Source organism: Pseudomonas crudilactis (assembly GCF_013433315.1).
In the GTDB taxonomy this organism is placed as follows: Bacteria; Pseudomonadota; Gammaproteobacteria; order Pseudomonadales; family Pseudomonadaceae; genus Aquipseudomonas; species Aquipseudomonas crudilactis.
Genome location: NZ_WXVV01000027.1, coordinates 40,739 through 64,014, shown reverse-complemented (window position 1 = coordinate 64,014; position 23,276 = coordinate 40,739). Strand labels below are relative to the sequence as shown.

The following is a 23,276-nucleotide window of genomic DNA, read 5'->3' as shown; positions in this document are numbered from 1 at the left end:
CAACGCGCCGCCGGTCAAATGGCGCAAACGCGAGACGGCCTGAGTGGCCAGCAGCGAGTGCCCGCCCAGTTCGAAGAAATGATCCTCGCGGCTGACCTGATCGAGCTCCAGGACGTTCTGCCAGATGGCTGCGATCTGCTGTTCCAGTTCACCGACCGGGGCAACGAAATCACCCGCCGCGACAAACGCGTCGGCGCTCGGCAAGGCCTTGCGGTCGACCTTGCCGTTCGGCGTCAGCGGCAGGCTGGCGAGGAACAGCACGTGCGCCGGGATCATGTAGTCCGGCAGGTGCGTCTTGAGTCGCGTCTTCAGTGCTTCGCGCAGAGCGGCTTGCGCGGCCGCATCGGCGCTGGCCACGGTCGCATCATCGACCACCACATACGCCACCAGTTGATGGCTGGAGGCGATCGGTTGCGCCACCACTAGTGCCTGGCTGACGTTGTCGATCTGCAACAGACGCGCTTCGATTTCGCCCAGCTCGATACGGAAACCGCGCACCTTCACTTGGTGATCGATACGCCCGACGTATTGCAACGTGCCGTCGCCCAGATAACGGGTCAGGTCGCCGGTGCGGTACATACGTTCGCCATTGCCGGCGAACGGATTGGGCACGAATTTCTCTGCGGTCATCGCCGCCCGGCCCAGATAGCCACGGCTGAGACCGGCACCGGCCAGGTACAACTCCGCCGACACACCCTGCGGTGCCGGTTGCAGATCGCCGCCCAGCACATAACTGGCGGTGCGGATCATCGGTCGACCGATGTTCGCCGTGCCGCCAGCCTCTCGACGGGTCCAGGTGGAGTAAACGGTATCTTCCGACGGGCCGTACAAGTCGAAGATATCGGCGATGGTCGCCTGTTGATACAGGGTGTCCACCAGGTTCTGCTTCAGCGCTTCGCCGCACAGGTTGATGATGCGTACGCTGGCAGGAATATCGCCAGAGTCCTGCAAGGCATTGATTGCCGACGGCACGGTATTGATCAGGCGTACCTGATCGCGCGCCGGCAAGTGCGGCAACTCCAGCGCGTTGCGCGCGATGATCAACGAACCGCCATTGGCCAGGGTGACAAACAGCTCCCACACCGACAGGTCGAAACATACCGACGTCGAAGCGAGCACACCTTGAATGTCCTCGCGGCTGTAGAGGTGCTTCGACCAGTCGCTCAGCGCCATGATGTTGGCATGGCTGATCGATACGCCTTTGGGCTTGCCGGTGGAACCAGAGGTGTAAATCACGTAGGCAAGATTGTTCACACTCACGTCGGTGACAGGCGCGACCGTGCTGTAGGCCGAGAGATCCAGTTGATCCAGCAGCAACACTTGCATGTCGCCGGCGAGCGACAGGGTCGCGGCTACATCGGTTTCGGTCAGCAGCACGCGGGCGCGGCTGTCTTCAAGCATGTAGGCGACCCGATCCGCCGGGTAATCCGGGTCCAGCGGCACGTAGGTGCCACCGGCCTTGAGGACCGCGAGCAATGCCACCAGCAGATTGTCGGTGCGCTGCATCGCTACACCGACGCGCACTTCGGCGGCGACGCCCGTGCTGATCAAACGGTGCGCCAGGCGATTGGCCCGGGCATCGATATCGCTATAAGTGAAGGACTGCTGGCCGAACGTCACGGCGCGCGCGTCCGGCTGGGCAGCGACCTGACGCTCGATGGCCTGGTGGATGCAAATCGGCTCAAGATCAGCGCTTGCCTGCGGATTCCAGTCACGCAGAATACGTTGCTCGTCACCTTCCTCCAGCAAGTTCCACTCGCCCAGGCAGGCATCGGCGCTGGCGTGCATGCCGTCCAACAGTTGCTGCAACTGTGTCGCCAGTTTGATCACGGTGCTGGCGGCAAAGCTTGTGTGCTGATAGCTGAAGTGCACGGTCAGTTGCTGATCGAGGTTGACCATCAACGTCAGCGGATAGTTGGTCTGCTCATAGCGGTCAACCTCGCCAAAGCGCAGGTCAGCCGATTCGGCTTGCTGCAAGGCTTCGGCAATCGGGTAGTTCTCGAACACCAGAATGTTATCGAACAACGCCTCACCGCTCTGCCCTGCCCAACGTTGAATATCGAACAGCGGTGTGTGCTCTTGCTCGCGCAGCAACAGGTTCTGTGCCTGCACCTGTTGCAGCCATTGCGGCAACGACTGTTCGGCACGTGGGCTGGCAATGATCGGCAAGGTGTTGATGAACAGACCGATCTGCCCTTCGACACCATTCAACTGCGCCGGTCGCCCCGATACCGTGGCGCCGAACGTGACCGTGTCCTGCCCGGTGTAGCGTTGCAACAGCAACAGCCACGCGGCTTGCACCAGCGTGTTGACCGTGACCTTCTGCGCCCGGGCAAAACTGTTGAGTTCGGCGGTCGCGTGAGTGTCGAGGGTCAGCAGGTATTCACCCTGACCGCTGGCGGTTGCATCAACCAGGTGCGGCACGGCATCGGCCAGATACGTCGGTGTCTCGAAGTCGGCCAGTTGGCCTTTCCAGAAGTTTTCCGTGACCTGCGCGTCCTGCTGCGCCAACCACTCGATGTAATCGCGATAACGCCCCGCCCCCATCGCCGGCGCGTGGCCGTGATAGCGCTGCAATACATCGCCGAGCAACTGCGAGTTGCTCCAGCCGTCCATCAGAATGTGGTGCGAGGTGTAAATCAGATGGAAGCGCTCAGCCGCCACCTGCACCACGACCAAACGCAGTAACGGTGCCGCGTGCAGATCAAAGCCTTGCAGGCGTTGCTCAAGCTCCAGGGCTTTCAGGGCTGGCGCCAGGTCACCGCGATCACGCCAGTCGAGCACGCTGAACGGCACTTGCAAGCCTTTGTGCACCACTTGCAGGGCGTTGGGCAGATCCCCTTCCCAGACAAAACCGCTGCGCAGCACTTCGTGACTGTCCATCGCCGCTTGCCAGGCATCGCGGAAACGCTCGACCTGCAAGCCATCGACGGCCACACACATCTGGTTGATGTAATCACCGGACTGTTGCGCGTAGAGGGTGTGGAACAGCATGCCCTGCTGCATCGGCGACAACGGATAAATATCTGCAATCTGCTGTGGGCGGGTTGGCAAGCCGTCGAGCTGCGCCTGGGTCAAGCCGGCCAGCGGGAAGTCCGAAGGCGTCAGCCCAGCGACGCCCGGGGTCAGGCAATGGCCGATCAACGCGGCCAGCTCCTCGGCATAATCCGCCGCCAGTGCTTCGATCACAGCACTGTCGAAACGCTCGCTGCTGAAGGTCCAGCCTACGCGCAACTCGCCGCCGTACACCTGACCGTTTAGGGTCAGCCAATTGCCCATTGGCGCATCCGGGCTCTGGTCGAGACCGGCGTTGTCCGGCGCCGGGGCAAACAGCGCGCCGTCATCGCCCTCGAAACTGCCGTCGAACTGGCCGAGGTAGTTGAAGGTGATGCGCGGGGTCGGCAATTCACGCAGGCTCTGTTGTGCCTGAGCATCGCCAAGATGACGCAGTGCGCCGAAACCGATGCCCTTATTGGGAATCGAGCGCAGTTGTTCCTTGATCTGTTTGATCGACTCGCCCGGCGCCACCGCCGGGGTCAGACGCACCGGGAACAGACTGGTGAACCAGCCCACGGTGCGGGTCAGATCGACGCCGTCGAACAGCTCTTCGCGGCCATGGCCTTCGAGCTGAATCAGCGTCGATGCCTGCCCGCTCCAGCGGCCAATGACCCGCGCCAACGCCGTCAGCAGCAAGTCGTTGACCTGGGTGCGATACGCCGCCGGGGCTTCTTGCAGCAATTGTCGGGTCAGCTCGCTGCCGAGACGGGTCTGCACAGTGTGCGCCAGCCGATTGTGCTGACCGGCGTCGACACCTTTGCACGGCAGATCCGTGCTGACATCGCTCAGGCTGGCTTGCCAGTAAGCCAATTCCTGTTGCAACGCCGCGCTGTTGGCGTAGCGCTGCAAGTGCTCGCTCCAGTCCTTGAAAGCACTGGTTTTCGCCGGCAGCTTAAGTGGCTGACCGTCGAGCAATTGCTGATAAGCGTTTTGCAGGTCTTCCAGCAGAATCCGCCACGACACACCGTCGACGACCAGGTGATGGATCACCAACTGCAAGCGCTGAGTACCATCGGCCAGATTCGCCAGCACCGCGCGCAACAGCGGCCCGTTCTGCAGATCGAGGCTGCGCTGGGCGCGGTTGCCCAAGGCTTCCAGCGCGGCGGCATCGGCGACGTCTTCCTGCCACAGCAGGTTGTGCGGCTGATCTTCAACCGCGCGGTGCTCGGCCTGCCACACGCCGTTGTGCTGAGTGAAGCTCAGGCGCAAGGCATCGTGATGCGCGACCAGCGCACGCAACACTTGCTCGACTTTGTCCGCGTCCAGCGGCTGACGCGGCTTGAGCAGCACCGATTGGTTCCAGTGATGACGCTCAGGGATTTCATCGTCGAAGAACTGCTGCTGGATCGGCAGCAGCAACGCTGCGCCGGTCACCGCTTGTTGGTCGATGCCAGTTTCGTCATCGCCCAACTGCGCGACCAGGGCCAGACGTTGAATGGTCTGGTGCTGGAACAGGTCTTTCGGGTTCAGGCGAATGCCGGCCTGCCGTGCACGGCTGACCACTTGAATCGAGATGATCGAATCGCCGCCCAGTTCGAAGAAGTTGTCGTTGAGGCCCACTTGCGGCAGCTTCAGCACGTCTTGCCAGATCGCCGCCAAGCGTTGTTCCAGCTCACTTTGCGGCGCCTGATAGGTCTGCTGCGCCTGACTGGCATCCGGCGACGGCAACGCGCTGCGATTGAGCTTGCCGTTGGCGGTCAGCGGTAATTGCGCGAGCAGCAACAGGTGCGCCGGGATCATGTGATCCGGCAGGTTTTCCTTGAGTTCGGCCCGTACGCGGTCGCGCCACTGCGCCTGTTCAGCAGGGCTTGCGTCGAGTAACGCAGCATCGCTCGGCACCAGATACGCGACCAGTTGTTGACCACTGAGGCCCGGCTGCGCCAGCACCACCGCCTGACGCACGGCGGCCTGTTCAAGCAATTGCGCTTCGATCTCACCGAGTTCGATACGGAAACCGCGAATCTTCACCTGATGGTCGATCCGCCCGATGTATTCGATCACGCCGTCAGCGCGATAACGCGCCAGGTCGCCGGTGCGATACAGACGACCACCGTCAGCGGCAAACGGATCGGGAATAAACCGCAACGACGTCAGATCGGCACGGTTCAGATAACCGCGCGCCAGACCGGCGCGACCGACGTACAGCTCACCGATGCAGCCTTTGGCCACCGGGTTCAGGTCGCCGTCGAGCAAATACCACGACAGGTCCGGGATCGGCTCGCCGATCGGGCTGCTCGCGTCACGCTGCAAATCGGCCATCGACAACGGCCGGTACGTCACGTGGACGGTGGTTTCGGTGATGCCGTACATGTTGATCAGTTGCGGCGTTTGGTCGCCGAAACGCTCGAACCATGGACGCAGGCTTTTCACTTCCAGCGCCTCACCGCCAAACACCACGTAACGCAGCGCCAGTTGTTGCGCGGCGTGCTCCGGGGCGCAGGCGACTTGCATCAACTGCTTGAACGCAGACGGCGTCTGGTTGAGCACGGTAATGCCTTCGCGGCACAGTAAAGCGAAGAAATCTTCCGGCGCACGGCTGATCTCGTAAGGCACCACCACCAGTTTGCCACCGTACAGCAGCGCGCCGAAAATCTCCCACACGGAGAAGTCGAACGCGTAGGAATGGAACAGGCTCCAGACATCCTGCGCGCCGAAATCGAACCACGCGGCGCTGGCCTCGAACAGGCGCAGCACATTGCGATGGGCGAGCAAGGTGCCCTTCGGCTGACCGGTCGAACCCGAGGTGTAAATCACGTACGCGAGGTTATCCGCGCTCATGCTCACTTGCGGATTGCTGTCGCTGTAGCCCTCGAGGTCTTCGCGATCCTGATCGAGCATCAGGCTGCGCACCGAGTCCGGCACCGGCAGACGATCGAGCAAATGGCTCTGGGTCAACAGCAGGCCGATGCCGCTGTCGCCGATCATGTAGCTCAGGCGTTCTTCCGGGTAGCTTGGGTCCAGCGGCACGTAAGCACCGCCGGCCTTGAGAATGGCGAGCAGTCCGACCAGCATGTCGAGGCTGCGCTCGACCGCAAGGCCGACGCGCACGTCCGGGCCGACGCCATTGGCGATCAGCTTGTGCGCCAACTGGTTGGCGCGGCTGTTGAGCTCAAAGTAGCTCAGGCACTGCTCGGCATACGTCACGGCAATCGCTTGCGGTGCGCGGGCGGCCTGGGCTTCGATCAAGTGATGCAGGCACTGCTCGTTAGGGAAATCGGCCACGGCCGGGTTCCATTGCAGCAGGGTTGCTGCGCGTTCGGCGGCGTCGTGCAGCGGCAGTTCGGCGATACGCTGGGCGCTGTCCGCGACGATGCCTTGCAGCAGATTCGTCCAGTGTTGCGACAGACGCTCGATAGTCTCGACGTCGAACAGGTCGGTGGCGTAAGTCAGCTCGGCCCAGACATTGTCGGTCGATTCAAAGGTGTTCAGGGTCAGGTCGAACTGCGCGGTATTCGACGCCCAGGGCAAGCCTTCGATATGCAATTGCGGCAGGCGTGTCGCGCCCTGCGCCTGACGCGCCTGGCTCTGGTGGTTGTGCATCACCTGGAACAGCGGGCTATGGCTGAGGCTGCGTTCCGGTTGCAGCGCGTCGACCAGTTGCTCGAACGGCAGATCCTGATGGGCCTGAGCGCCGAGCACGGTGTTCTTCACTTGCTGCAACAGGCTGCGGAAGGTCTGCTGACTGTCGAATTCAGCCTTGAGCACTTGGGTGTTGACGAAGAAGCCAATCAGCCCTTCCGTCTCGACCCGATTACGGTTGGCCACGGGCACGCCAACACGGATGTCGGCCTGACCGCTGTAGCGGTGCAGCAAGGTCTGGAACGACGCCAGCAACAGCGCGAACAGGGTGACGTTTTCACGCTGCGCGACTTGCTTGAGGGCAGCGGCCAGATCGAGGCTCAGCGGGATGTCGCGACGCGCGCCGCGATAGCTTTGCTCGGCCGGGCGTGGACGGTCGCTCGGCAGCTCCAGCAACGGCTGATCGCCATCGCCGAGTTGCGCGGTCCAGTAGCTCAACTGACGCTCGCGCTCACCAGCGTCCATCCACTGTTTCTGCCACACGGCGTAGTCGGCGTATTGCACCGGCAGTGTTGGCAATTGCGCGGTCTGGCCCTGGCTGTAGGCGGCATAGAACGCCACCAGTTCATCGACCATGATGTTCATCGACCAACCGTCAGAGACGATGTGGTGCAAGGTAATCACCAGCGCATGGTCATCGGCGGCCAGGCGCAGCAGTTTCACTCGCAGCAACGGGCCTTGCTGAAGATTGAACAGGTGCAGGGTTTCTTCGGCGACCAGCGCTTGCAGCGCTGCATCGTCCAGCCCGGCAACGTCCTGCACTTGCAGATCCAGCGTGCCTTGCGTCTGAATCACTTGCAGGGTTGTGCCCTGCTCTTCGACGAAGCAGGTGCGCAGGGATTCGTGGCGCTCAATCAACGTATTGAAGCTTTGCTGCAATGCCGGCAGATCCAGTTCGCCACGCAGACGCAGTGCGGCCGGAACGTGATAAGCGCTGCTGGTCGGTTCCAGTTGCCAGAGGAACCACTGGCGTTCCTGCGCATAGGAAAGCGCCAACGGTTGCAGACGCGGCAGCGCGACAATCGCCGGTTCCTGCGTCGCCTGATCGACACCCAATGCAGCAACGAAATCTTCCAGCGTGCTGTGTTCGAACAGCGTGCGCAGCGGCACCTGAACGTTCAGCGCCTGACGCACACGGGAGACCACTTGCGTTACCAGCAAGGAATGGCCGCCCAATTCGAAGAAGTTGTCACTGAGACCGACACGTTCAAGCTTGAGCACTGCTTGCCAGATCTCGGCGACGGCATGTTGAGTCGCGGTTTGCGGCGCGATGTAGCTTGATTGCAACTGGCTGGCATCGGGGGCCGGCAAGGCTTTGCGGTCGACTTTGCCGTTAGGGGTCAGCGGCAGTTGCGCGAGGAACAACAGCTGTGCCGGCACCATGTATTCCGGCAGTTCAGCCTTGAGGCTGGCTTTCAGCGCGGCACGCAGTTCGACTTCATCAGTAACGCTGGCGGATGGCACCACATAGCCGACCAGTTGCGCACCGGTCGGGCCGTCCTGAGCGACGACGACGGTTTCACGCACGCTGTCCAATGCAAGCAAACGCGCTTCGATCTCGCCAAGTTCGATACGGAAACCACGGATTTTCACTTGATGGTCGATGCGCCCGATGTACTCGATCACGCCTTCTGCGCGATAACGGGTCAGGTCGCCGGTGCGGTAAAGACGTGCGCCGTTTTTCGCGAACGGATCCGGTACAAAACGTTCAGCGGTCAGGCTCGGACGCTGGAAATAACCGCGCGCCAGACCATCACCGCCAATCAGCAATTCACCCGGTGCGCCGAGCGGATTCAGCTCAAGGTCGCTGCCGAGGATGTACAGCGCGGTGTTGTCGATCGGCGTGCCGAGGAACGGACGGCTGTGGTCCGCGCTCAGTGCGTGTTGCGCCGACCAGATCGTGGTTTCGGTCGGGCCATACAGGTTCCACACGCTCGGCGTCAGCGCCAGCATGCGCTTGGCCAATTCCTGCGGCAGCGCTTCACCGCCACAGAGGAATGTGCGGCCATTGAGAATCGCCGCGTGTTCGTTGTCGAGCAGCATGCGCCAGGTCGATGGCGTGGCTTGCAGCACGCTGACGGCGTGACGTTCGATCAACGCCAGCACCGCTTGCGGATCCTGATGCACGTCCTTGCCGGTCAGCACCACGCAGGCGCCAGCCAGCAGCGGGCCATAGATTTCCAGGCCAAAAATATCGAACGAGAACGTGGTCAGCGACAGCATGCGATCCGCAGCGGCAATCCCCGGCTGCTTGATCATGCTCGCGACAAAGTTGCTCAGCGCCGCGTGGCGCACCATCACGCCTTTCGGTTTGCCGGTGGAGCCGGAGGTGTAGATCGTGTAGGCCAAGTGCTCGCCATTGACGGCGACGCTCGGCGCGGTCTGTGGATAAGCCGCCAGCCAGGCACCTGGCTGATCGAGCAACAGGGTTTGCACACCCGCCGGGATCGGCAACTGCGCTTGCAAATGCGTTTGAGTCAGCAGCAATTGCAGGCCGCTGTCCTCGATCATGTAAGCCAGACGATCTTCTGGATACGCTGGGTCCAGCGGCACATAAGCGCCGCCGGCCTTGAGGATCGCCAGCAGGCCGACGATCATTTCGACGCTGCGCTCGACCGCGATGCCGACCAGCTGATCCGGGCCGACGCCGGCCTCGATCAGATGATGCGCCAGTTGATTGGCCCGGGCATCCAGCTCGCCATACGTCAGTACATCGTCGCCGATGATCAGCGCCGTCGCCTGCGGGTTTTGCTGCGCCTGCAAGGCAAAGTCCTGCTGCACGCACTCGGCCTGCGCGCTGTGATCCGCTGCGCGGAACCAGTCCTGCAACAACACGCCGTGCTCGGCACTTTCCAGCAGCGGCAGTTCGCCAACCCGTTGAGTCGGTGCGGCCACAATTCCTTGCAACAGGTTTTGCCAATGACGCGCCAGACGCTCGACCGTTTCCGGCTTGAACAGATCGGTGGCGTAGGTCAGCTCGGCGGCGAAACCATCCTTCGATTCGTAAGTATTGAGGGTCAGGTCGAACTGCGCGGTGCGCCCTTCCCACTGCACATCCTCGACACTCAGTTGCGGCAGTTGCACCGCGCCACGCCCCTGATCACGGCTGGTCTGGTGGTTGAACATCACCTGGAACACCGGGCTGTGACTCAGGCTGCGCTCCGGTTGCAGCGCTTCGATCAACTGCTCGAACGGCAGATCCTGATGCGCCTGGGCGGCCATCGCCGCTTGCTTGACCTGGGCCAGCAATTGATTGAACGGCAACTGCCCATTCACTTCGGCATTCAAGACCTGCGTGTTGACGAAGAAGCCGATCAGGCCTTCGGTCTCGACCCGGTTACGGTTGGCCGTGGGCACGCCGACACGAATCTGCGCCTGGCCACTGTAGCGATGCAGCAACGCCTGGAACGACGCCAGCAACACCATGAACAGGCTGGCGCCTTCGCGCTGGGCCAATTGCTTGAGCGCATCGCCGAGGGCGACTGGCAGGTCCAGTTGCAGACGTGCACCGCGCAGGCTTTGCACTGCCGGACGCGGGAAATCGATCGGCAATTCCAGCACCGGCTGCTCGCCGTCCAGCGTCTTGATCCAGTAAGCCAGTTGCCGCTCGCGCTCACCTGCTTCCAGCCAGTGACGCTGCCAGATCGCGTAGTCGGCGTATTGCACCTCCAGTTCCGGCAGGCTCAACGGCTGCCCGGCGGTGTCGGCGGCGTAATGCTGGATCAGCTCGTTGACCAGCACTTTGATCGACCAGCCATCGGCGATGATGTGGTGCTGGATCAACACCAGCACATGATCGTCATCGGCGACCTTGAGCAATGCCACGCGCAGCAGCGGGCCTTGTTGCAGATTGAACGGGCGCGCGGTTTCGCTTTCGACAAACGCCTTGATCGCCGCCTCTTCGCCAGCGCTGTCGAGGCCTGCCGGCAGCGGTGCCATGGAGATGCTCAGCGGCAACTGAGGGTGAATCACCTGGCAGAAGGTTTCGCCGTGCTCGGCAAACGTGGTGCGCAAACTTTCATGGCGCGCGGCCACGGCATTGAAGCTGCGTTCCAGCGCCGCCACGTCCAGCTGGCCCTTGAGGCGCAAGGCGCTTGGAATGTGATACGCGGTGCTGTGCGGGTCCATTTGCCAGAGGAACAGTTGGCGTTCCTGAGCGTAAGACAGAGGAATGGCGGCGAACCCGGAGCGTGTTTCCGGAATCGGCAGGTTGGCCGGGGAGACGCCCTCTTCGAGCATCTTTTCCAGGTACAGCTTACGTTTGTCCAGCGGCAGAGTGATAAAGCGCTTGGCTACCCTCAAAGCAACACTCTTGTCCATCAGACTTCCTCCATATCGTCAAGCAGGGCTTCCAGCTTGCTCAGTTTCTGTTCGTTGATTGCCCCGCCTCCTGTATCGAGTCGAGCGACAAAGTCACTCAGGACGGGGTGCTGGAATAACAGTTGCGGGGTCAGCGTCAGGCCCAGTTCGAGGGCGATGCGCGACACCACGTTGACCGCCAGCAGCGAGTGCCCGCCCAGTTCGAAGAAGTGATCGTTCAGACCAATGCGTTGAACCTCGAGCACTTGCTGCCAGATCGCCGCGACCTGCTGCTCAAGCTCACTCTGCGGCGCGACGTACGCGGCCTGCATCTGGCTGGCATCCACCGCCGGCAGGGCCTTGCGGTCGAGTTTGCCGTTGGGAGTCAGTGGCAACTGCTCAAGGAACAGCAGGTGCGCGGGAATCATGTAGTCAGGTAACGAAGACTTGAGGCCAGTCTTTAGTCCGTCGCGCAGTTGCCGCTGCGCTTCGCCGTCGTACAGATCCAGTTGTGGTGCGACCACGTAGGCCACCAGTTGCGCACCGGTTTCGCTTTCGATGGCCAACACCGCTGCTTCGGTGACTGCCGGTTGCGCGAGCAATCGTGCCTCGATCTCCCCCAGTTCGATGCGGAATCCACGAATTTTCACCTGATGGTCAATCCGGCCCATGTACTCCAGCTCGCCCTCTTCGCGTTCACGAATCAGGTCGCCGGTGCGGTACATGCGCTCGCCGTTGCTGGCGAGTGGATTGGGCACAAAGCGCTCGGCGGTCATCGCCGCACGCCCCAGATAACCACGGGTGATGCCGGCGCCCGACAAGTACAGCTCCGCCGAAATCCCTTGCGGCACCGCTTGCAGATCGGCGTCGAGCAAGTGGCTGGCGCTGTGCTCGAGCGCACGACCGATGCGCGGCTGGCCACCGGCGATGCGACGGGTCCAGGTCGAATAGGTGGTGTCTTCCGACGGGCCGTACAGGTCATAGACGTGCTCGACCGTCGACTGCTGATACAGCGTGTCGACCAGGCCTTGCTTGAGCGGCTCACCGGCCAGATTGATGATGCGCACACTCGGCGGAATCTGACCGGCGCGTTGCAGTGCAGCAATAGCCGACGGCACGGTGTTGATCAGGCGTACCTGATCACGCGCTGGCAGGCTCGCCAGCTCCAAAGCATTACGCGCAATGATCAGCGAACCGCCGTTGGCCAATGTGACAAACAGCTCCCATACCGACAGGTCGAAGCAAACCGAGGTCGAGGCCAGCACGCCTTGAATATCGTCGTGGCTATAGACCTTGGCCGACCAGTCGATCAGCGCCATGACGTTGCGATGGGCAATCGCCACGCCTTTCGGTTTGCCGGTGGAACCGGAGGTGTAGATCACGTAAGCGAGGTTGTCCGGTGTGACCGATGTTTGAGGTGCGCTAGCCGGATAAGCGCTCAGCGAAACCAGATCCATTAGCAGCACTTGCGTGTCACCCGGCACGCTCAGGGTTGCGGCGACCGCTTGCTCAGTGAGCAGCACCCGCGCGCGGCTGTCTTCGAGCATGTAGGCAACGCGGTCAGCCGGGTAATCCGGGTCCAGCGGCACGTAAGCGCCACCCGACTTGAGCACCGCCAGCAAGGCAATCAGCAACTGCTCGGAACGCGGCATCGCCACGCCCACCCGCACTTCCGGGCCGACACCCAGTTCGATCAATTTGTGCGCCAGGCGATTGGCCTGCGCATCCAGTTCGGCGTAGCTCAGTTGCGTATTGGCGAAGGTCACCGCCAGCGCGTCCGGGGTTGCTGCCACTTGGCGGGCAATGCCTTGATGAATGCACAGTTCGGTGACGAAGTCGGTCTCGACGTTCGTGACGTGGTCAATCAGGTTCAACTCACTCAACGAGTGCTCACCTGCTGCAGCCATCTGCGTCAGCAAACGCTGCAAATGGGCGCCCAACTGCGCCACGCTGGCCGCCGCAAAACTGTCGCGCTGGTAACTGAAATGCACCGACAGTTGCGCGCCCATGCTCACCAGCAAGGTCAACGGATAGTTGGTCTGTTCCTGATTGACCACCGCGCCGAAACGCAAACCCTGCGGCGCGCCGCGCTCCAGCGCTTCGCCAATCGGATAGTTCTCGAACACCATCAGGCTGTCGAACAACGCGTCACCGCCCTGCCCGGCCCAACGCTGAATGTCCGCCAGTGGCGTGTGTTCGAACTCACGGGACGCGAGGTTCTGCGCCTGCACGGCTTGCAGCCAACTGGCCAGACTCTGCTGCGCTTGCGGCGCGGCCACCACTGGCAAGGTGTTGATGAACAGACCGATCTGTTCTTCAGCCCCCGGCAGATCCGCCGGACGTCCGGCCACGGTTGCACCGAACGCCACGCAGTCTTTGCCGGTGTAACGCTGCAACAGCAACAGCCATGCGGCTTGCACCAGGGTGTTGACGGTGACTTTCGAGGCACGGGCGAATTCACCCAGACGCAGACTCAGATCAGCGTCGAGAACTTGGTAATGGTCGCCATAACCGACACTTGGCAAACCGTCGACTGGCCGCGCGAGCGCATTGGCCAGACGCGTCGGCTCTTGCAGATGTTCCAGCGTTGCCAGCCAGTAACTCTCGGCAGCCGCCGCATCCTGACGTTGCAGCCAGCCAATGTAATCGCGATAGCGACCCGCCGGACGCGGTACCGCTTCGCCGCGATAATGCTGCAACACTTCGCCAAGCAACTGCGCGCTGCTCCAGCCGTCCATCAAAATGTGATGGTTGGTGTAGATCAGGTGATGACGATCAGTCGCCGTGCGCACCAGCACCAGACGCAGCAGCGGCGCACAGGTCAGGTCCAGGCCCAGTGCGCGCTCCTCGTCAGCGAGGGTTTGCAACGCCGAATCCAGATTAGCCTTGCCGTTCCAGTCGAGCACGCTGAACGGCACCTCGACCTGGCGCTGCACCACTTGCACCGGTTGCGGCAAGTCGCCCTGCCAGAAGAACCCGGTGCGCAGAATGTCGTGGGCATCCACCACCGCTTGCCACGCGGCGTGGAAGCGCTGCGGCTCGACGCCCTCGACGTCCAGACGCATCTGGTTGATGTAGTCGCCATTGCCATGTTCGAGCAGGGTGTGGAACAGCATGCCCTGCTGCATCGGCGACAGCGGGTAAATGTCATCGATACCTTGCGGCTCCAGCACCAGCGCATCCAGTTGCAGCTGCGACAGTTGCGCCAGCGGGAAGTCCGATGGCGTCACGCCACGGTTGCCGCTGTCGCAACAGTGGCCGATCAGTGCTGTCAGCTCCTGCACATAATCATCAGCCAGACGCTGGATGGTCGCCGCGTCGAACATGGCGCCGCTGTAGGTCCAGCTCATGTCCAGTTCGCCGCCGAAGACTTTGCCGTTCAGCGCCAGCGGATTTCCCAGCGGCCCTTGCATATTGACTTCAGCGCCACCGGATTCGCTGGTCGGTGCGAACAAGGCTTGATCGGCCGCATCGAAGCTGCCATCGAACTGGCCCAGATAGTTGAAGGTCAGGCGCGGTGCCGGCAAGGCCTGCAGCGTTTCGCGAGCCTGCTCATCGCCCAGATGTGCCAGCGCACCGAAACCGATACCTTTGTGCGGAATCGCCCGCAGTTGTTCCTTGACCTGTTTCAGCGAAGCGCCCAGCTCAGCCAGCGGCGACAGTCGCGCCGGGAACACACTGGTAAACCAGCCCACGGTGCGGGTCAGGTCGATGTTGTCGAAGAGGTCTTCGCGACCGTGGCCCTCGAGCAGAACCAGCGCATGGTCGTCACCGGTCCAGCGCACCATCACTCGCGCCAATGCCGTCAGCAGCAGATCGTTGACCTGTGTGCGATAGGCGGCCGGCGCATCCTGCAGCAACTGGCGGGTGAGGTTTTTGTCGAGGTTACGGCGGATCGTCAGCGCCTGATCATGTTGCTGCCCACCGTGCGGACGGTCGTAAGGCAAGGCAGCCGAAGCGCCCTGCAACTGTTGTTGCCAGAAGCCCAGTTCGGCCTGCAATGCAGGGCTTGCTGCGTAGTCCTGCAAGGCTGCCGCCCAGGCTTTGACGGCACTGGTTTTCGCCGGCAAGTGCGCGGACGCGCCAGCGCTGAGCTGGCGATAAGCGTTCTGCAGATCCTCGAACAGAATCCGCCACGACACGCCATCAACCACCAGGTGATGGACGATCAGCAACAGACGTTGCGTGCCGTCAGCCAGGTTCGCCAGCACCGCGCGAATCAGCGAACCACCACTCAATTGCAAGCTGCGCTGAGCCTTGTCACCCAGCGCCTCAAGGGCAGCAAGATCAGCCACCTCGACGTGCCAGAGAATGGTCTCGCCGGCTTGCACTGCAACGTCGCGGTACTGCGCGACCCAGCCTTCAGTCTGCTCGACAAACTCCAGACGCAAGCTGTCGTGATGCAGTACCAAAGCATCCAGCGCCTGTTCCAGCAGCTGCGCGTCCAGCGCCTGCATCGGCTTGAGCATCACCGACTGATTCCAGTGATGACGATCGGGAATCGTCTGCGCGAAGAATTCCTGATGAATCGGCAACAGTGCGGTCGTGCCGGTCACCGGTTGCTGATCGATCAATTGCAGCGCTTCGCCGGTCTGTGCCACAACGGCCAACGCCGCGATGGTCTGATGCTGGAACAGGTCTTTCGGTGTAAAGCGAATCCCGGCCTGCCGCGCACGGCTGACCACTTGAATCGAAATGATCGAATCGCCGCCCAGCTCGAAGAAATTGTCGCTGATGCCCACCTGCTCAAGCTTGAGCACGTCTTGCCAGATCGCCGCCAGTTGCAGTTCCAGCGCACTTTGCGGTGCAACGTAAGTTTGTTGCAGTTGGCTGACGTCCGGTTTCGGCAGGTTCTTGCGATCGAGTTTGCCGTTCGGTGTCAGCGGCATGCGCTCCAGACGCAAGACATACGCCGGCACCATGTGCCCCGGCAACGTCGCCTTGAGTTGTGCACGCAGATCGTCGGTGAAGTCGGCACGGCTGGAATCGCCGACCACATAGGCCACCAGACGCTTGCCACTGCCGGCGCTGCCTTCCTGCGCGACGACCACCGCTTCACGCACGCCGTCGAGGGCTTGCAGCGCCGCTTCGACTTCGCCCAACTCGATACGGAAACCGCGAATTTTCACCTGATTGTCGATTCGGTCCAGATAGTCGAACGTGCCATCGACACGCTGACGCACCAGGTCGCCAGTGCGATAAAGCAAACCGCCGTTGGTGCTGAACGGGTCAGCCACAAAGCGCTCGGCGGTCAGCCCCGGACGGTTCAGATAACCCCGCGCCAAGCCCGTGCCACCGAGGTACAACTCGCCGGCCATGCCTTGCGGCAGCAGATTCAGATCGGCGTCGAGCACGTAGGCGCTGCGGTCACCGATGCGGCTGCCGATTGGCGCGTACGCGGCGCCGCATGGCACCTCGCGACCGGCCTTCCAGATCAGCGGCGTGACCACGGTTTCGGTCGGGCCGTAGCCGTTGATGATGTAGTCCGGATCGAGCGCGCGTTTAACCCGCTCGAAACTGGCATTCGGCACTGCATCACCACCGAAGCAATAGATGCGCACTTTCGGCGGGTTACCGACGCGCTCGGCGTGTTCGGCCAGTTGTTGCAGGTAAACCGGCGGGAATGCGACGACGGTCACGCCGTGTTCGATCATCGCGTTGTAGGTCTGCTCCGGCGTCCACAACGTGTCGTCGCGAATCAGCAGCGACGCACCGTGGGTCAGGCTGGTCAGCCAGCGCTCGTGGGCACCATCGAAGGCGAACGACATGAAATGGAATTCACAGTCGCTGTCACGCATTTCATAGCGCTGACCGATGGCCTGGCAGTGCATGGCCAACGGACCGTGGGCGACGCTGACGCCTTTCGGATTGCCGGTAGAACCGGAGGTATAAATCACGTAGGCGAGGTTGTGCGGATCGAGCTGCACGTGTGGCGCCTTGATCGGCAACTCGCGCAAATCGAGACGATCCAGTTCCAGCAGCGGCACCGATTCATCGACCGGCAATTGCGCCGATACCGACGAGTCGCTGATCAACAACGCCAGCCCGGAATCTTCGATCAGATAGGCCAGGCGTTCGCGCGGATAACTGGTGTCCAGCGGCACATAAGCACCGCCAGCCTTGAGCACCGCCAGCAGCGCGACGATCACCGACTCACTGCGTGGCAGGGCTACACCGACGCGGGTTTCCGCGCCGACGCCACGGGCGATCAGGGCATGCGCCAGTTGATTGGCACGCTGGTCGATCTCGCCGTAGCTGAAATGCTCACCGTTGAAGATCACCGCCGTGCGCTGCGGATTTTGCGCAGCCAACGCGGCAATGCGCTGATGTACGCCGATGTCCACCGGGTACGGCTGCGGGTGGTTTTCGGCTTGCTGGCGCGCCTGCTCTTGGGCATCTGCCAAGGCGATTTCACCGAGGTTGCGCTCCGCCGACAGGGCAAACTGCTCAAGCAATTGCAACAGGTGCGCACTGATACCTTTGATGACATCGCTGGCGAACTGGCCGCGATCAAAGCTGTAGTGCAACGCCAACTGCTGACCGAGGGTGACCGCCACGCTCAGCGCGTAATGGGTTTGTTCGAGATTGCCGACATCACCGAATGTCAGCCCTTGCCCGGCCTGACTCAGCGCCTGGGCAATCGGGTAGTTTTCGAACACCAGAATATTGTCGAACAGCGCTTCACCGCCCTGCCCGGCCCAACGCTGGATGTCCGCCAGTGGCGTGTGCTCGAAGTCGCGCAGGCTGAGGTTCTGCGCCTGAACCGCTTGCAACCAGCTGCCAACGGTTTGATCCGGACGCGGCGCGCCGATGACCGGCAAGGTGTTGATGAACAGGCCGACCTGCTGCTCGATGCCCGGCAGATCCGCCGGCCGCCCGGCCACGGTCGCACCGAACGCCACAGCTTCGTGGCCGGTATAGCGTTGCAGCAACAGCAGCCACGCCGCTTGCACCAAGGTGTTGACGGTGACTTTTTGCTGGCGGGCAAAGGTTTCCAGCGCCTGGGTGCGCTGCACGTCCAGCGTCAGGTAGTGATCGCCATGGCCGCTCTGCTTCTCGCCAGCGGTGGCCGCGCGCGCCAGCCGGGTCGGCTCTTGCAGGGCAGCCAATTGGCCGCTCCAGAAATCTTCACTGAGTTGGCCGTCCTGACGTTGCAGCCAGGCGATGTAATCGCGATAACGTCCGCCGCCATTCGCGGGCGTGCGGCCGCTGTAGCGCTGTAACACTTCGCCGAGCAACTGCGAGTTGCTCCAACCGTCCATGAGGATGTGGTGATGGGTGTAAATCAGGTGCCATTGCTCGGCACCGGTTTGCACCAGCAGCAGTCGCAGTAACGGTGCACTGCTCAGATCGAAACCTTGCTGACGCTCGGCATCGGCCAGCGCGGCGAGCGCTGCCGGCTGATCGTCGCGGTCGCGCCAGTCCAGCGTGCTGAACGGCAGTTGCACCTGCTTGTGGACGATCTGCACCGGCTGCGTCAGCTCACCCTGCCAGACGAATCCACTGCGCAGAATGTCCTGCGCATCGACGGTGGCCTGCCACGCGGCGCGGAAACGCTCGGGATCGAGACCTTGCACGTCGACGCGCAACTGGTTGATGTACTCACCCGCCGCTTGTTCATAAAGGGTGTGGAATAGCAGGCCCTGTTGCATCGGCGACAGCGGATAAACATCATCGAGTTGACCTGCCGGCACCGGCAACCCATCCAGTTGTGCCTGGGTCACGCGGGCCAGCGGGAAGTCCGATGGCGTTGCTTGCGCGGCATGCAACGTGCAGCAATGTTCAATCAGCGCATGCAGTTCCAGCGCGTATTGATCGACTAGATGCTGCACGGTCGCGCTGTCGAACATCTCGCGACTGAAGCCCCAGCTCATCGACAGCTCACCGCCATAGACCTGGCCTTCCAGCGTCAGCCAGTTGGCCAACGGCGCGGCCGGATCCTGCGCAACGCCGCTGGTTTCAGCGGACGGCACGAACAGCGCCGCGTCGTCGAACTGACGGTCGAACTGGCCGAGGTAGTTGAAGGTAATCCGTGGCGGCGCCAACGCTGCCAGTTCGGTGCGCACCGATGGCGCCGCCAGATAACGCAGCACGCCGTAGCCCAGACCTTTGTCCGGCACCGCGCGCAGTTGCTCCTTGATCGCCTTGATCGAACCGTCGAGATCATTGGTGGCCGTCAGATTGACCGCGAACAGACTGGTGAACCAGCCCACGGTGCGGGTCAGGTCGATGTCATCGAACAGGTCTTCGCGGCCATGCCCTTCCAGTTCGATCAACGTGCCGGGCTGGCGGGTCCAGCGACTGATGGTGCGTGCCAGTGCAGTCAACAACAGATCATTGACTTGCGTGCGATACGCCGCCGGCGCCTGTTGCAGCAACTGACGGGTACGCTCGGCGTCGAGGCGCCATTCGATTTTCTCGCCATGCAGGTTTTGCAAGCTGCCATCGGGACGCTCGCACGGCAGGTCCGTCGCGCCCTGATGCTGGATTTTCCAGTAATCCAGTTGTTCATCGAAGCGTGCAGCAGCGCTTTCCAGACGCGCGGTCCAGCTCTGGAAGGCATTGGTTTTGGCCGGCAACTGAATGCCGCCGCCCGCCGCCAATTGCTCGTACGCCTGCTGAACGTCTTCCAGCAACACCCGCCAGGAAACGCCGTCCACTGCCAAATGGTGAATGATCAACGCCAGGCGCTGAGTGCCATCGGCCAGCGTCACCAGCAGTGCGCGCAGCAGCGGACCGTTTTGCAGATCGAGACTGCGTTGAGCCTGATTGCACAGCGCCTGCAACTGTTCCGCCGACTCGGCGTCACGCAACCACAGATCAACACTGTCCACCAGCGGGCCATGGTTTTGCTGCCAGCCTTCGGCGCTTTCGACAAAGCGCAGGCGCAAGGCGTCGTGATGATTGATCACCTGAGCGAGTGCGGCATCGAGCCACTGCGCGTTCAATGTGTCGCGTGGGGTCAGCAGCAGCGATTGGTTCCAGTGTTCACGCAGCGGCATCGCGCGGCTGAAGAAATGCTGTTGAATTGGCCCGAGCACGGCGTCGCCGGTCACCGGCCCTTGATCCACCGAGGTCTGATTATCCAGCGTGGCAACCAGCGCGAGGCTGCGCACGGTCTGGTACTGGAACAGGTCGCGCGGGCTGATACGAATCCCGGCCTGCCGCGCACGGCTGACCACCTGAATCGAAATGATCGAGTCACCGCCCAGTTCGAAAAAGTTGTCCTCCAGACCCACGCGCTCGAGTCCCAGCACGTCTTGCCAAATCGCCGCCAGGGCTTTTTGCAGCGCATCCTGCGGCGCGACGAACGCTTCTTGCGGCGCCGCATCCGGTTGCGGCAAGGCTTTACGGTCGAGTTTGCCGTTGGCAGTCACCGGCAGTTTGGCCAGCGTCATCAGGTAGGTCGGCACCATGAATTCCGGCAGGCTGCCGAGCAGCCACGCCTTGACGTCCTGCTGCCACTGTTCGTCCGGCTGAGCCTGTTCCAGCACAAGGTACGCCACCAGGTGCTTGCCACCCTGCACCAGCACCACCGCTTCGCGCACCAGCGGATGCTGCATCAGGCGGGTTTCGATTTCACCCAGCTCGATGCGCAGACCGCGCAGTTTCACTTGATGGTCGAGACGACCGAGGTATTCGATCACGCCGTCGGCACGTTGGCGCACACGGTCACCGGTGCGGTACAGGCGCGCGCCGTGGTGAAACGGGCACGGTACAAATCGCTCGGCGGTCAGCGCCGGACGCTGGTGATAACTGCGCGCCAGACCGGCGCCGCCCAGATACAGTTCGCCAGCCACGCCACTTGGCACCGGCAGCAACTCGGCGTCGAGGACGTGGGTGCGCAGGTTGGCGATTGGCCGGCCGATCGGCACGCTGTCCGAGCCTTCGTCAACGCAGGTCCAGTGGGTCACGTCGATCGCCGCTTCGGTCGGGCCGTAGAGGTTGTAGAGGCCGGCGTTCGGCAGTTTGGCGAACACTTGCAGTTGCGCATCCAGCGGCAGTGCTTCACCGCTGCAGACGATGCGCTTGAGGCCCACGCAGCTTTCGACACCCGCCTCGTGGATGAACGCCTGCAACATCGACGGCACAAAGTGCAACGTACTGATGCCGTGGCGATTGATGATGTCGATCAGTTGTAGCGGATCGCGGTGCGCACCTGGCGCAGCAACCACCAGACGCGCGCCGGTCAGCAGCGGCCAGAAGAATTCCCAGACCGACACGTCGAAACTGAACGGGGTTTTCTGCAACACCGAATCGCTGGCGTCGATCGCGTACGCTTCCTGCATCCAGCACAAGCGATTGACCAGCGCCGCGTGGCTGTTGCCGGCGCCTTTCGGTTTGCCGGTGGAACCCGAGGTGTAAATCACATAAGCCAGGTTCAGCGGATCGACACTGACGTTCGGGCGGCTATCGCTGTAGCGGTCGAGCAGGCCCGATTGATCCAGCGTGATGACCTGCACGCCGTCAGTCGGCAGCGATGCCCGCAAAGCATCCTGGGTCAGCAGCAAGGTGATGCCGCTGTCCTCGATCATGTACGCCAGACGTTCCTGCGGGTACTCCGGATCCAGCGGTACATAAGCGCCGCCAGCCTTGAGAATCGCCAGCAGCGCGACAACCATTTCCACCGAGCGCAAGGCGCAAACACCGACCAGACTGTCGGCCCGCACGCCTTGTTGACCCAGCAGATGCGCGAGGCGGTTGGCGCGGGCATCCAGTTCGGCGTAGCTCAGGGTCTGCTCGCCGAACACCAGCGCCGGCGCATTCGGCGTGCGCGCGACCTGCGCTTCGATCAGTTGATGGATCGGTGTTTCGGTCGGATAAACCGCGTGAGCGTTGTTCCAGTCGTGCACCAGCGTGTGCTGTTCCTCGGCTTCCAGCAGCGGCAATTCGCCGACGCGTTGCGCCGGATCGGCGACCATGGCCGAGAGCAAGCGCAACCAGTGGCGGGCCATGCGCTCGATGGTCGAAGCCTCGAACAAGTCGCTGGCGTACGTCAGCGCCGCGTGCAACTTGCCGCCCTTCTCATAGGTATCGAGGGTCAGGTCGAACTGGGTGGTGCGGCTCTGCCAGTCGAGGCTGTCGAGCACCAGGCCGGACGCCGTGCTGAGACTGGCGATATCGGCCACTTGCGGCTGGTGGTTGTACATCACCTGGAACAGCGGCGTGTGACTGAGGCTGCGCTCCAGTTTCAGTGCCTCGACCAGTTGTTCGAACGGCAGATCCTGATGCGCCTGAGCGCCAAGCGCGGTTTCCTTGATCGCGCGCAGCAGGTCATCGACCCGCGTCTGCCCGTCCAGTCGGGTACGCAGCACCTGGGTGTTGACGAAGAAGCCGATCAGCCCTTCGATTTCGCCACGGTTACGGTTGGCAATCGGCACGCCGACGCGCAAGTCGGTCTGGCCGGTGTAGCGATGCAGCAACGCGTTGAAGGCGCCGAGCAACAACATGAACAACGTGACTTGATGCTGCTGCGCGGTGTTGCGCAGTTGCTCGGCCAGTTGTTCATCGACAGCGAATTCATAGCGAGTGCCGCGATAGCTCGGCATCGCCGGACGCGAATGATCCAGCGGCAGTTCCAGTACCGGGTGTTCGTCGCCCAGTTGTGCTTGCCAGTAATCGAGTTGGCGCGCCTGTTCGCCCGCTTCGAGCCAGCGGCGCTGCCACAAGGCGTAATCGCTGTACTGGATCGGCAACGCGGCCAGTTGCGGCTGCTGACCGGCATCGAATGCGTCATAGCAACGGATGAATTCGTCGATCAATACGTTCATCGACCAGCCATCGGAAACGATGTGGTGCAGGGTCAGCAACAGGACATGTTCCTGCTCGGCGAGCTTGAGCAAAGTCACCCGCAGCAGCGGACCGACGGCCAGATCGAACGGCAATACCGATTGCTGTTCGGCGGCCTGCACCACGGCCTGCTCACGTTCGCCGGCCGGCAATGCACTGAAATCTTCATGCCTGATCATCAGCGGCGCCGTGGCCGGCACCTGCAACAGGCTGTCATCAGCCTGGCGCTGGAACACCGTGCGCAGGGTTTCGTGACGCTCGACCAGGCTGGCGAAGGCTTGCTCCAGCGCGGCAAGGTTGAGGCGACCGCTCAGGCGCACTGCGCCCGGCAGGTTATAGGCGCCGCTCTGCGGATCGAGTTGCCAGAGAAACCACATGCGTCGCTGCGCGTAGGACAACGCCTGACGATCCTCGGCTTCGATCCCGGCCGGGATCGGAAACCGGGCGAAATCCACGCCCTCCTTTTGCAGGGCCGCGAGGAACATCTGGCGCTTTTCCAGGGGCAACCCGATAAACCGGCGAGCAAGTTTCAAGGAGTCTTCAGCATTCAT

The 23,276-nt window shown here is 62.2% G+C and carries 2 protein-coding genes (1 of these 2 cut by a window edge); both read right to left on the bottom strand.

Going from position 1 to position 23,276, the window contains the following annotated elements:
- Positions 1–10,956: the 5' portion of a non-ribosomal peptide synthase/polyketide synthase gene (locus GTU76_RS25205; protein ID WP_180699862.1), read on the bottom strand. It extends 2,571 nt beyond the left edge of the window; 10,956 of the gene's 13,527 nt are visible here — the first part of the coding sequence; it begins with the start codon at positions 10,954–10,956; its stop codon lies off the left edge, out of view.
- Entirely contained in the window at positions 10,956–23,276 is a 12,321-nt protein-coding gene (locus tag GTU76_RS25200; RefSeq protein WP_180699861.1) for a non-ribosomal peptide synthetase, read from the bottom strand. Before GTU76_RS25200 ends, GTU76_RS25205 begins: the two co-directional genes overlap by 1 nt.